This window comes from Collinsella sp. AF14-35 (assembly GCF_003464565.1).
Taxonomy (GTDB): domain Bacteria; phylum Actinomycetota; class Coriobacteriia; order Coriobacteriales; family Coriobacteriaceae; genus Collinsella.
Genome location: NZ_QRZD01000012.1, coordinates 1 through 12762, shown reverse-complemented (window position 1 = coordinate 12762; position 12762 = coordinate 1). Strand labels below are relative to the sequence as shown.

Here is a 12762-nt window from a genome sequence, read left to right as displayed (position 1 = left end):
CGACGTACCAAATGATGGGAGGCAAGCCGGAGACCTGTTGCTCCGGCTTGCTGTGTTTATGGGGGAGGGCACATGCGCCAAAACGGATCCAACTTAAACGGGCGTTCGGGTGCGCGTCCGACGGCGCGCCGCGACCTGGGGCAGCTGCCCAGCGGTCAGCGCCGCCGTCACCGTAAGCCCGGCGCGATGTATCTCAACCATAGCCGCGGCTTTAGCGATCGCAGCGCGCGCATCGGCAACAGCCGCACACCCCGTCGTTCGTCTCGCCTGCCCTACGCGCTCATCGCCGTGGGTTGCGCGCTCGTGCTGTTTATCGCTGCCGTCGTGGGCTACGTCAACCGCAGTGTGGACGTGGAGCTCAACGGCCAGAAGACAGCGGTGCGTGTGGGCTCTACGCTGCAGAATCTCATCGACGACCAGGAGTTGACTGACACCTACGACGCAGGCGACCTGCTGGCCGTCGATGACAGCGTGCTCAAGCGCCATGGGGGCGAAAAGCTGTCGGTGAAGGTCGACGGCAAGCGCGTGAAGCAGGGCAAATGGGATAGCCGCGAACTTGAGGGCGGCGAGAAGGTGACGGTCAAGGATGGCCGTAACACCTACGAGAAGCACGAGGTTCAGGCTACGGTTATCGAGCCCAAGCTCAAGGTCGAGGGTACGGGCGCTATCGAGTATGTGCAGACGTGGGGTGTCCAGGGCCGCTCCGAGGTGTGGGTCGGCGAGCAATCGGGCAAGACACAGGACCGCGGCGAGGTCGTGCCCGCCACCGATTGCGTCGTTGCGTGCGCCAGCGTGGCGCCCAAGGGCAACAAAAAGTACGTGGCGCTGACGTTTGACGAGGGTCCGAGCAGCGCTACCAAGCAGATCTTGCAGGTACTCAAGGAAAAGGGCGTCACCGCGACGTTCTTCCTGTCGGGCGATGCGGCCGAGGCATCGCCTGCCACGGCCAAGGCGATTGTCGATGCCGGGTGCGAGATCGGATCCAACAGCTACAGCGACGATTCGCTCAAGGGTCAGGACCGTGAGGCGGTACGCGAACAGATCACGAAAGGCACCGATGCGATTAAGTCGGCGACCGGCGTGAAGACGATGCTGCTGCGTGCTCCCTACGCTGCCTTTGACGAGCAAAACTGGATTGATGCGATGGACCTGGTCTCCGCCGTGGTCTCGTGGAATATTGACTCGGGCGACTGGCTGCTCAACGGTGCCGACGAGCAGGTCTCGACGGTGCTCGATTCGGTGACGCCGGGCAATATCGTGCTGCTCACCGATAGAGACGAATGCGCCGAGCAGACGCTCGAGGCGCTGCCGCAGATTATCGATGGCCTTGTCGCCGACGGCTACAAGATCGTGACGCTCAGCGACCTGGTTAAGACGGACACGGCATTGAGCAAAAAGCTCACCTCGCTCACCAAGGTTTCCATGCCCAAGGATGCCGTGTTCCCCCAACTTGCCGAGGACGATGACACCACAGAGTAGCCATTGGGTAGTCGTTTAAGAACGTCCCCAATGGCTATGTCACGGATACGTCAGCGTTTGGTATGCCTGCAATGTGCAGCGCATAAATTCGATGCCGCAAGGCGATGCTGATGCTATAGTTACTGCGGTTAATGAGGGTCAAGAGAAAGGTTACAGGTGAAATCCAAACCTCGACCATACAGTCGATGACCCCATGCAGGTGCTTTTTGCGCATGCACGGGGTGTAAGCGTCGAGCGGCGTGCCGCCCGCGCATGCGTATACATATCCAGAAGCCCCCGGACGCCGCACGCGCGGCCGCGTCCGGAGGAATAATGATGGGGAGCACCATTGAATTATCTGAGTGAGATGCTCAAATTGCCGGTCTTGGACGTCGACGGCGAAAAGCTCGGCGTGGTCAACGATTTTGGTATTGCTACCGGCGAAGTTTTTCCACACGTGACGTCGCTCGCGTTCCGCGGTCCCGGCAAGACGCCGTTTATGATCAGCTGGCGCAAATGGGTCGACCGTATCGACGAGACGGGCGTGTACCTTAAGGCGTCGGCCACCGAAATCCGTTTTTCGTACCTGCAGCCGACCGAGCTCTTGCTCGCACGCGACGTGCTCAACAAGCAGATCGTCGACACGCAGGGCATGAAGGTCGTGCGCGTAAACGACATCAAGTTTTCCATGTCGGGCGAAAATCAGCTGCGTCTGCTGGGTGCCGAGGTTGGCGCCCGCGGCTTGCTGCGCGCGATCAGCCCCACGCTCGAGCATGTTGCCGAGGGCTTTATGAAGCACCTGGGCAAGCCGTTGAGCGAGGATATCATCGCCTGGTCCTACATGGACCTGCTCGACCGCTCGACCAAGAATATCCAGCTCTCGGTGTCGCACAAGACGCTCGGCGAGCTGCACCCTGCCGACATCGCCGACATTATCGAGCAGCTCGACCCGCGCCTACGTGCGCAGGTGTTTGCACAGCTCGATACTGCCCAGGCCGCCGAGGCCATCTCGGAGTTCGATGACGACGAGCTTATGACCGAGATGCTCGAGGGCCTGTCCGATACGGACGCATCGTCGATGCTGGCCATGATGGACCCGGACGATGCAGCCGACCTGATCGACGAGCTCGATTACGAGAAGGCCGAGAAGCTCCTGCGCCTGATGGGCGTCAAGGAGGAGAAGGCGATTCGTAACCTGCTGGGGTATGAGGACAACACCGCCGGCCGCATCATGACCTCGGAGTTTGTTTCCCTGCCCGCCACGGCAACGGTCGGTGACGCCATCGAGGCGATTCGCGAGCTCGACGAGGACTTCGAGAGCGTCTACTACGTCTATACCGAGGATCCGAGCGGCATGCTGACCGGCGTGCTTTCGCTGCGCACGCTGATCGTAGCCGACCGCGACGCCACGTTGGGTCAGCTGGCCTATCGCGACCTGGTCTATGTGTCGCCCGACGAGGACCAGGAAGACGTAACGGACGAGATGACCAAGTATGACCTGGTCGCTATCCCCGTCTGTGACGAGAACCGCCACATCTTGGGTATCGTGACCTTCGACGACGCCATGGACGTTATCGCCGAGGAGCATCAGGAGGACCTGCAGATCGCCGGTGTCGGCTCGGGCGATAGCGCGTCCGACGACTCGACGAATGTGCTCAGCTGGTTCGTGCATCGCCAATACTGGGTTGTTGTATGGGGCATCGCGTCGTGCATCATGGCGACCGTGCTGGGAACGGCGCTCGGCTCCGCGCATCTGGTGGTGTTCCCCATGTGCGCCATGCCGCTCGTGCTGCTGGCGGCCTCGCGCATGGTGTCGTTCGTCAAGAACTACTTCCTGGAGTATGACGGTCACGACGACGAACCCAAGCCGTATCTGGGGTTCTTCTTCCAGAGCACGGGTATGGGCCTGATTCTGTCACTCGTGACCTACCTGTGCGCCCAGCTGGTGCGCACCGCTGCGTTCCCCGATGCGTCCATGTTTGAGGAGCAACTCTTTACCGGGTGCTTTAACATCGCGGCCATCGTCTGTCTGATTGGCAACATGAGCGCCGTGATTTACCTGATGGTGCTGTTCTGGCGTGACGAGCACGACCTCAATACGTCGGGCACCGCCATGAACGTTATTGCCGTCATGATCTCGTGCGTAGCGTACTGTGCCGCTGCGGTGCTGCTCACCATGTCGGTCATGGGTTAGGTGGTCGCGTGCAAAATACCAAGCAAAAGTCGGGCACCAAGCAAAAGTTGACCATCGCGGCCATCTTTGGCGCTATGGGTCCCGGTCTGCTGGCGGCGCTTTCGGGCAATGACGCCGGCGGCATTGCAACGTATTCCAGCGCGGGCGCCAGCTATGGCTACAAGATGCTCTGGATGCTTCCCGTCATGACCGTGCTGCTCATCGTGACGCAGGAGACCGCGGCGCGCTGCGGCTGCGTCACGGGCAAGGGCCTGGCATCGCTCATTCGCGAGCGCTTTGGCGTGCGCAAGAGTGTACTTGCTATGGCGGCGCTGTTGATCGCCAACACGGCTGTGACCATTTCGGAGTTTGCGGGTATCGCCAGCGGCCTTGCTCTCTTTGGCGTGCCGGCGAGCATCTCGGTGCCGTTGGTGGCGCTGCTGGTGTGGATGCTTACCATGTCGGGTAGTTTCCAGCGCATCGAGAAGATTCTGCTGTTGGTAAGCTGCGTCTTCGTGACCTATATTGTCGCCGCGTTTATGGCTGGCCCCAACTGGGGTGAGGTCGCGGTCGACCTGGTCGTGCCTAACATTCAAAATGACCCCAGCTACGTGTCGCTCGTGGTCGCAACGATCGGTACCACCATCGCGCCGTGGATGATTTTCTTGGCGCAGAATAACGTGGTCGATAAGAATGCGGGCGAGGACGACATCGTGCTGCAGCGTATTGATACCGTGAGCGGCTCGATCGCTGCTGATATCATTGCGGGCTTTATTATCATCACGACCGGTACGGTGCTGTTCCCGGCGGGTATTCAGATTAGCGATGCTGCCGATGCTGCCCGCGCGCTGGAGCCTATTGCGGGTCAGTGGTCCACGGTGCTGTTTGCCTCGGGCCTGGTCGCGGCGAGCTTCTTGGCTGCTTGCGTGCTACCGGGCGTTACGTCGAGCGCTATCTGCGAGGCATTTGGCTGGGAGCGCGGTGCCGACCGCAGCTGGGACGAGGCCCCGGTCTATCGCGGCATCATTACGGCCATCATCGGTATCTCTGCCGTGCTGGTGCTTATGCCCGGCGTCGATCTGTTCCAGATTATGATGACCTCGCAGGTCATCAATGGCGTGCTACTGCCCGTGGTTCTGGTGTTCCAAGTGGTTATCGCCGCCGACCGTCACATTATGGGCGCCAACCGCAACGGCCGCGTGTGGAACGTGCTCACGTGGGCGACTATCGCCGTGATTACGGTGCTGACGGTCGTCATGTTTGTGCTGCAAGCGATGGGCTACGGCGCTTAGCGCCTCTTTTTTGCCCATGGCCTCTCGGAGCCGGCTCGAAAAGAGCGATTTTTGGTTGGTTGCTGCGGGTGTACACAGATTTGGCTGCGTGCTACTTGTCGGTGCCCAGCTTGTGTGGCTTGTAGGCGAGGGCATTGACGAGTGCGTCGGCGGCGGATTTGACGGCTGCCGGCTGCGGATCGTTGACGTGGTCCTCGGGGTGCACGGGCAGGTCTTTCTTGACCGCATCGTGGATCAGGTTGAGGTACTCGGTCACGCCGGTAGTCGACAGGTGCGTGCCGTCGCCGTCGAACAGGTCGTTGCGGTTGGCGCTGTACCCGTACCAGTCGACAACGCGTACATTCTTGTAGCGCGTGGCGGCGTTGGCGATGGCCTGGTTCGTGGACCCGACCCACGGCTGCGGGCTACGCGTGTTTACAAACACGACAGTACGCTGCTCGCCGGCGTCGGCCATGATCGCGTCGACCTGGGCGTCCGTTACCAAGCCGTTGGTGCCCAGCGCAAAGACCACGATCTTGCCGGCAAGGTTCTGTTGGAGATAGCCCTCAAATGTCGCGCGGCCCGCATCAAACTGGCGGCCCTTTTCGGCATCGATATGGCTGTGCGGGAACACGCCGTCAAAGGAATCAACGGCGCGCAGCGACACGGAGTCACCGATCATAAGCAAATCGTAGGAGCCATCGGGGAAGCCGTCGTTGTCCTTGTCGGTGTCGTCGGCCGCCTGCTGGTCGGCGGGCGCGGTGTTTTTGGCTTCCTTGTTGAGGACTTCGGCGCCCTCACCGCTCAGTGCGGAGGTCTCCGGCACAAAGATCAGGCCGCCCAGTGCAACGACCAACACGACAGCGCAGGTTGCGCAGACAGGGACGTGCGCGCGTGCCCAGTTGGCGGGCGTGGCGGTGCCGTCGCGGAACTCGGATACGGTGCGCTCAAAGGCGCCCTTTCTAAACGGCGTTTCGATAAAGCGATATGAGCATTCGGCCACGGCGACCACCACAAGTACCTGCAAGATGTACTGCCACCACGGTGTATCGTTGATGTTGGCGACCGGGTTCATGAGCAACAGCAGGGGATAGTGCCACAGGTAGATGCTGTACGAGCGCTTGCCAACCCACACGAGCGGCTCGGCGGACAGCGCGCGGGCAACCATTCCCTGGGGCTGCACGCAGGCCGCGATGACCATGAGCGTGAGGACCGAGCACAGCAGCGTGCCGCCGCGATACTGGAACGCGGTGTAGCCGTTGGTGAGCGCGACCATGGCGGCAAGGCCAACCAGACCCACGACGCCCAACACATCGATGGATGTGGGCGAGGACCAAAAGCGCACGAGGGCGCTCGGCTGTGCCGGGGCGGTCTCGGCTGATTCGTCGGCCTTCTCGCTAGGTTTGCCCTCGGCGTTCTTGTCGTGCTTGGCGGCGCCAGCCAGGCGATTGAGCCCCAAACGATGAGCGAGACGCACTGGCGCCAGGTCGCGATCGGGGATAAAGGCCATCCAGGCACCCAGCAGTAGCGAGAACACGCGGGTGTCGGTGCCGTAGTACACGCGGCTGGGGTCGGCGGCAGGGTTGTAAAGCACCATCATGGCGAGGGCAGATGCCGCGGCAAGGCCCAGAACCAAGCGGCGCGTGTTGGGCTTGCTCACATGCATGGATACCATGGCAAACAGCAGTGGCGGCCAAATCAGGTAGAACTGTTCCTCGATGGCAAGCGACCAAAAGTGCGTGAGCGGCGAGGGGTCGCCCAGAGCATTGAAGTACGAGACGTTTTGGGCAATCTGCCACCAGTTGTTGAAGAACAGCAACGACGGCAGGATGTCGGGGCGCATCTTGGTGAGCATCACGTGGTTAAAGATGGTGCACAGCGCGCAGGTCACGAACACTACCGTTACCACGGCGGGGACCAGGCGACGGATGCGGCGAATCCAGAAGCTCTTGAGGTCGATGCGGCCGGTCTTAGCGACTTCGTTGAGTAGCAGGCGTGTGATCAGATAGCCCGAAAGCACAAAGAAGATCGTGACGCCGAGCAGACCGCCCTGCGCCCACGTGAGGTTGAGGTGATAGAGCACCACCGCGACGACGGCAAGCGTGCGTAGGCCGTCAAGGGCAGGGATGTAGCGGGACTTGGGGCGAGCAGGCGTCTGCTCCGCGGCGGGAGTGTTGGCGCGGCCCGCGTTGTTGGTAGAAGCGCGATGAGGGCTTGCGGTGCGTCGCGGCTCGTTGGTACGGCGTTCGCTCTTCACGCGTTCGTGCGGCGCCGGCTCGTTGCCTGTGCGGCGTCGACCGCGCGAGCCCGATTGCGAGAATTGTTCCATAAAACATCATCCAATGACGAGAATAATCAGCACGTATTTATTGTAGCTGCCTGCTCCTGTGAATGCTTGCTGCTGGCGCAAGCTCAAGCGTGCGTCCACATCAAAGTGAACTAAAGTTATAGGGGGTGCGAGGGCGCACAATCGATGGTCGACGGTGGGCATAAGGCCCGCAGATGAGGAGGTTTCCATGGCAGATCGCGACATCATTGCGGTGTTCGGCAGCATGAACATGGACCTTTCGGTGGCGTGCGAGCGCATGCCGCGTGCGGGCGAGACCGTCGGCGGCAGCGGGTTTATCACCAACGCCGGCGGTAAGGGCGCTAACCAGGCCGTTGCCGCCGCGCGCATGGGTGCGCGCACATGCATGATCGGCGCTGTTGGACGTGATACCTTTGGCGATGCGCTTGTGGCGGGGCTCCAGGATGCCGGCGTGAGTGTTGAGTTCGTGGCGCTTCGCGATGACGTGGAGACCGGCACCGCGACTATCATTCGCTGCGAGGGCGACAACCGCATCATACTGTCACCGGGCGCCAACCATGCGCTTGCGGGCGCGGACGTTGCCTGCGCGTTGAGGCGTCTGGTGGCCCATGAGCTCGACGGCGACGCCAGCGAGATTGCCCCGGCTGCCGGAAGCGTCTTTATCGCCCAGGGCGAATGTGACCTTGTGGCGACGGCCGAGGCGCTTGTTTGCGCTCACGAGCTGGGGTTCTATACGGTCTTTAATCCAGCGCCCGCCTGCGAGCTGCCTGCGGAGGTCTGGCCTGCGGTCGACCTGGTCTGCCCCAACGAGACCGAGTGCCAGGTGCTGACGGGCATTCTGCCCACGGATGATGCGAGTTGCGTCGCCGCGCTCAATGCGCTGCTCGACAAGGGCGCCGGGGCTGCGGTCATCACGCTAGGCGGTGCCGGCTCAGTTGCATTTGGCGATGACGGTGAGCTGCTGCGCATGCCGGCACTTTCGTGCGCGGTGGTCGATACGACGGCCGCGGGCGATACGTTTATTGGTGCGCTTGCGGCGGCTCGCCTGGAGGGCCTGCCGCTCTTTGAATGCATGGCCGCCGGCGCCCGTGCCTCGGCGGTGACGGTGTCGCGTTTGGGCGCGCAGCAGTCGATTCCCACGCGTGCCGAAGTTGGGCGCATGTTTGGTTTAGACGATTAGTACAAGACGGAGAAGCGGAGTAAAACAATGGCAACCAAGAAGCTGATCCTTGATCTGGATATGGGTGTGGACGATGCGATGGCGCTTGCCTATGCCATCGCGAGCCCCGAGGTGGAGCTCGTGGGCATCACCACATGCTTTGGCAACGTGCGCGTCGAGCAGTCGGCGCACAACTGCCTGGCGGTGCTCGACCTGTTGGGCCGTCCCGAGGTGCCGGTGTACCTGGGTGCCGACCGTCCTCTGCAAGCGACTGAGCCCTATACGCCGCCGGCGTCCACCGCGCTCATTCACGGCAAGAACGGCATCGGCGGCGCGAGCGTGCCCGCGTCGCCCTACGAGCCGGTGGGGGCGACCTCGGCCGACGGCAACGCTGCGGTCGATTATCTGATCGATGCCGCGCGCACCTATGGTCCCGATCTGGTCTACGTAGCGACTGGCCCGCTCTCCAACCTAGCGCTCGCCCTGGAGCGCGATGCGGCGGCGATGATGTCCATCGGCCGCGTGGTCGTGATGGGCGGCGCCCTTACCGTGCCCGGTAACGTGAGCGCGGGCGCCGAGGCCAACATGGCGAGCGACCCCGAGGCAGCCGACGCGGTGCTGCGCTCGGGCCGTAAGCTCACCATGGTGGGCCTGGACGTGACGCATCGCGTGGTGCTCACGCGCCGCGACATTGCCGGCTGGACGGGTTCGGGAACCATGGCCGGCTGCGCATTTGCGAGCATGGTCGAGCACTACATTGGTTCGTACGAGATGAACGCGTCCTACCTGGGCGGCTGCGCGCTGCACGATCCGCTGGCGGTTGCCGTGGCGATTGATCCCACGCTCGTGGGTGCGCTCGGCTGTAACCTGCGTGTTGACTTGCTGGGTGAGTATCGCGGCCGCACCATCTGCGATGAGCGCCGCGTGGCAGATCCCGACAAGAGCACACTCGTGGCGCTGACCGTCGATACCCCGCGCTTCCTGTCCGAGTTCAAGGCCCGTATGGCCCGTGTCCTTGGCTAAGTTGTCTTTTTGGGACGGGGCTTTTTTGACTGGTATGATTGGTGCGACCATTCGAACCAGCTAAAAGAGCCCCGTCCCAAATTGACTACCGAGAGGAACTGCCATGGAGCGCATCGCAAGTTTTTCCGTTGACCATCTGCTGCTCGAGCCCGGCGTGTATGTGAGCCGCATCGACCGCGATCCGGCGACCGGCGCTGCCGTCACCACGTTTGATCTGCGCCTGACCACGCCCAACAAGGAGCCGGTCATGAACACGGCAGAGTGCCACACCATTGAGCACCTGGGTGCGACGTTCCTTCGCAACCATGCCGAGTGGTCGAGCCGCATTGTCTACTTTGGTCCCATGGGCTGCCGCACGGGTTTTTACCTCGTCGTTTTTGGTGAGCTGACGAGCGAGGAAATCTTGCCGCTCGTGCGTGAGCTGTTCGAGTTTGTTGCTGGCTTTGAGGGCGATATCCCCGGCGCTGCTCCCGAGGAGTGCGGCAACTACCTGGACCAGAACCTCCCCATGGCAAACTGGCTCGCGCGCCGCTACCTCGACCGCGACTTGGCCGATATCGACGAGAAGCACCTGCACTATCAGCAGGCCTAAGGGCTATATCGCCTAAAACGCGCGCATTGGGCGCCTTCGCTTATACGGGGGCGCCTTTTTGTTGAGTGGTCGGAACGAGCGTTCAAAATCGCTCATGTTTGTTCTAGAATGTTCGTTTAGTCACATTTACGAACAGGAGCGAACATGCATATCTACTCTGTTAACGATCCCGAGTTCAAATCCTATGGCAACGTTTGGGATGACGTTCCGTCCGAGCTCACGTCGCCCGTGCTCGAGGCGCTCTCTGCCACGCCCATTCCTGAGGGCAGCAAGTACGTAGCGAGTGCGCCGGAGCTCGAGGGCGTCAAGGATGCCGACAAACTGGGTTTTCTCATGTTTGGCGGTCGTCCCTTCCAGCTCGGCTGGTGCAATGGCCACAACACGAAACTCAACTGTCTGGAGTATCACCGCGCCAGCGAATTCAACCTGGGCGCTCGCGACTTTATCCTGCTTGTGGCGCATCGCTGGGAGATCGAGGACGGCAAGCTCGACACCGCATGCGTCAAGGCGTTCCGCGTGCCGGCGGGCAAGGTCGTCGAGGTTTTCAACACCACGCTTCACTACACGCCGTGCATGGTCGACGACGGTGGCTTCCAGGTGATGGTGGCGCTGCCGGCGGGTACCAACGGCCCGCGCCCCGAGGCTGCAACCGACATGCCTGCCGTCGGTGACAGCTACTGCTACTGGAAGGCCGACAAGTGGGTCCTCTGCCACGCCGACAGCCCCAAAGCAGCCGAAGGCGGCTACGTAGGCCTCGTCGGCAAGAACCTCGACATCGCCTGCGACTAGAATCTTCCATCTCGATCTGTAACATCTAGCGGGCTAAATCGTCTCTACCTGTTACAGATTTAGACAAACTGAAGGGGCTGCCCGAAAAATCTCGATCTGTAACACCAGGCCCGGTTTTGGCTGCCTAACTGTTACAGATCGAGACAAACCGGGCCCAATCCGCCGCAAAGGTGCCTGTCCCCTTTGTGGTGGTTGGCGGTTTGGGCGGGCAGGTATCAAAAAGTGTCAGACGGGGGCGGCTGCCGGGCGTCTGTGCGCGAAAAGAAGTGCCGACCTGCGCCGTTGCCGTTGAGTGGCGCGCTGCTTACGGGGATACTGAAGCCACGACAAACAGCGTGTGAAAGGATCGATGCATGGCTTTCCGTAATGACTTCCTGTGGGGCGGCGCGACGGCTGCCAACCAGTGCGAGGGCGCGTACAACGTTGACGGTCGCGGCCTGGCCAACGTGGATGTGGCGCCGCACGGCCCGGAGCGTTACGCGGTGGTCTCCGGCCAGCGCAAGATGCTCGACTTCGAGGACGGCTATTACTATCCCGCGCAGACCGGCATCGATTTCTACCATCACTACAAGGAGGACATTGCCCTCTTTGCCGAGATGGGCTTTAAGACCTTCCGCATGAGCCTGGCCTGGACCCGTATCTTCCCCAACGGTGACGAGGCCGAGCCCAACGAGGCCGGCCTGGCCTTTTACGAGGACGTGTTCCGCGAGTGCCAGGCGCACGGCATCGAGCCGCTCGTGACCATCACGCACTTCGACTGCCCCGTCCACCTCATCAAGGAGTACGGCGGCTGGCGCAACCGCAAGCTCATCGACTTCTACAAGAACCTCGCGACCACGATCTTCACCCGCTACAAGGGCCTGGTGAAGTACTGGCTCACCTTCAACGAGATCAACATGATCCTTCACCTGCCGTTTATGGGTGCCGGTCTGGTCTTTGAGGAGGGCGAGAACAAGGAGGCCGTCGAGTACCTGGCCGCCCACAACGAGCTCGTCGCCAGCGCTTGGGCAACCAAGATCGCCCATGAGATCGACCCTGAGGTCAAGATCGGTTGCATGCTTGCCGCAGGTAGCTACTACCCCTACAGCTGCCGTCCGGGCGATGTGCGCCAGGCGCAGATTGGCAACCAGAGCAACTATTTCTTCGTCGACGTTCAGAACCGCGGCTACTACCCGGCCTATGCCGTCAAGAAGCTCGAGCGTCTTGGCATCGATGTGGGCATGACCGACGAGGACCGCGAGATCCTGGCCGCCAACACCGTCGACTTCATTAGCTTTAGCTATTACAGCACCCGTTGCTCCGCCGGTGCCGATAACCCCGATGTCGAGCGCACCCAGGGCAACGCCTTCGCCGGCGCCAAGAACCCCTACCTGCAGGAGAGCCAGTGGGGCTGGGCCATCGATCCGCTGGGCTTCCGCATCACCCTCAACGACCTGTACGACCGTTATCAGAAGCCGCTGTTTGTGGTCGAGAACGGTCTGGGCGCCAAGGATGTTGTCGAGGAGGATGGCTCCATCAACGACGACTACCGTATCGACTACCTGCGCCAGCATATCGCCGCGATGCGCGATGCGGTGACCGAGGACGGCGTTGACCTGCTGGGCTACACCACCTGGGGTCCGATCGACCTGGTCTCGGCCGGCACGGGCGAGATGTCCAAGCGCTACGGCTTTATCTACGTGGACCGCGACGATGCAGGCAACGGCACCCTCAAGCGTTCCAAGAAGAAGAGCTTCGACTGGTACAAGAAGGTTATCGCCACCAACGGCGAAGATTTGGCCTAGGCGTTCTCAACAGCAATAGCATCCTAACCAAGGCGCCCGGCGAGCAGCCTATGCCCGTCGGGTGCCTTGTTAAAAGAAGTAAAAACTTGCAATTGCACTACGGCGCGAGCACATCCAGCGGAACAACTTGGACGCCGCGGTCAGTGACATAGGCTTGTGAACCAAACCCGATGATTACGACTTTCGAAACTGGCGGGTTGTTTCC

The 12762-nt window shown here is 61.5% G+C and carries 9 protein-coding genes; 8 read left to right on the top strand and 1 reads right to left on the bottom strand.

The features are described 5' to 3' along the window. Nucleotides 1-72: 72 nt before the first annotated feature. The 3 genes from DWW12_RS05300 to DWW12_RS05290 all read left to right on the top strand — a co-directional run bounded on the left by DWW12_RS05300 (nt 73) and on the right by DWW12_RS05290 (nt 4923). On the top strand, nt 73-1479 hold the full coding sequence (locus tag DWW12_RS05300; RefSeq protein ID WP_233544236.1) for a polysaccharide deacetylase family protein: 1407 nt from the start codon (nt 73-75) through the stop codon (nt 1477-1479). A gap of 328 nt (nt 1480-1807) precedes the next feature. Beyond that, nucleotides 1808-3652, top strand: coding sequence for a magnesium transporter (locus DWW12_RS05295; protein WP_117855356.1), 1845 nt, complete (start codon nt 1808-1810; stop codon nt 3650-3652). Between the two features lie 74 nt (nt 3653-3726). After that, entirely contained in the window at nt 3727-4923 is a 1197-nt protein-coding gene (locus DWW12_RS05290; protein WP_117855390.1) for an Nramp family divalent metal transporter, read from the top strand. 91 nt (nt 4924-5014) lie between these two features. On the opposite strand, the gene DWW12_RS05285 is transcribed toward DWW12_RS05290, so the two are convergent. Beyond that, nucleotides 5015-7231 (bottom strand): acyltransferase family protein, encoded by a 2217-nt coding sequence (locus DWW12_RS05285; protein WP_117855354.1) that lies wholly within the window; start codon nt 7229-7231, stop codon nt 5015-5017. A 187-nt stretch (nt 7232-7418) separates the two neighbouring features. Between DWW12_RS05285 and DWW12_RS05280 the strand changes: the two genes are divergently transcribed. The 5 genes from DWW12_RS05280 (at nt 7419) to DWW12_RS05260 (ending at nt 12557) form a co-directional block, all read left to right on the top strand. Beyond that, on the top strand, nt 7419-8390 hold the full coding sequence (locus DWW12_RS05280) for a ribokinase (RefSeq protein ID WP_117583667.1): 972 nt from the start codon (nt 7419-7421) through the stop codon (nt 8388-8390). Nucleotides 8391-8417: 27 nt separating this feature from the next. Continuing rightward, nucleotides 8418-9392, top strand: a complete 975-nt coding sequence (locus DWW12_RS05275) for a nucleoside hydrolase (protein WP_117583666.1) — start codon at nt 8418-8420, stop codon at nt 9390-9392. A 103-nt stretch (nt 9393-9495) separates the two neighbouring features. Beyond that, nucleotides 9496-9984: an S-ribosylhomocysteine lyase gene (locus tag DWW12_RS05270; RefSeq protein WP_117640520.1), complete on the top strand. Its 489-nt coding sequence runs from the start codon at nt 9496-9498 to the stop codon at nt 9982-9984. Between the two features lie 144 nt (nt 9985-10128). Then, nucleotides 10129-10773, top strand: coding sequence for a DUF4867 family protein (locus tag DWW12_RS05265; RefSeq protein WP_117855352.1), 645 nt, complete (start codon nt 10129-10131; stop codon nt 10771-10773). A 353-nt stretch (nt 10774-11126) separates the two neighbouring features. Then, nucleotides 11127-12557 carry a 6-phospho-beta-glucosidase gene (locus DWW12_RS05260; protein WP_117776403.1) on the top strand — a complete coding sequence of 477 codons (1431 nt, stop codon included), beginning with the start codon at nt 11127-11129 and terminating at the stop codon, nt 12555-12557. The last annotated feature ends 205 nt before the right edge of the window (nt 12558-12762 follow it).

What these genes read in the sequence shown, in the direction of transcription:
- DWW12_RS05300 (WP_233544236.1), top strand. Translation starts at nt 73, where the DNA reads ATGCGCCAAAACGGATCCAACTTAAACGGGCGTTCGGGTGCGCGTCCG.
- DWW12_RS05290 (WP_117855390.1), top strand. Translation starts at nt 3,727, where the DNA reads ATGGGTCCCGGTCTGCTGGCGGCGCTTTCGGGCAATGACGCCGGCGGC.
- DWW12_RS05285 (WP_117855354.1), bottom strand. Translation starts at nt 7,231, where the DNA reads ATGGAACAATTCTCGCAATCGGGCTCGCGCGGTCGACGCCGCACAGGC.
- DWW12_RS05280 (WP_117583667.1), top strand. Translation starts at nt 7,419, where the DNA reads ATGGCAGATCGCGACATCATTGCGGTGTTCGGCAGCATGAACATGGAC.
- DWW12_RS05275 (WP_117583666.1), top strand. Translation starts at nt 8,418, where the DNA reads ATGGCAACCAAGAAGCTGATCCTTGATCTGGATATGGGTGTGGACGAT.
- DWW12_RS05270 (WP_117640520.1), top strand. Translation starts at nt 9,496, where the DNA reads ATGGAGCGCATCGCAAGTTTTTCCGTTGACCATCTGCTGCTCGAGCCC.
- DWW12_RS05265 (WP_117855352.1), top strand. Translation starts at nt 10,129, where the DNA reads ATGCATATCTACTCTGTTAACGATCCCGAGTTCAAATCCTATGGCAAC.
- DWW12_RS05260 (WP_117776403.1), top strand. Translation starts at nt 11,127, where the DNA reads ATGGCTTTCCGTAATGACTTCCTGTGGGGCGGCGCGACGGCTGCCAAC.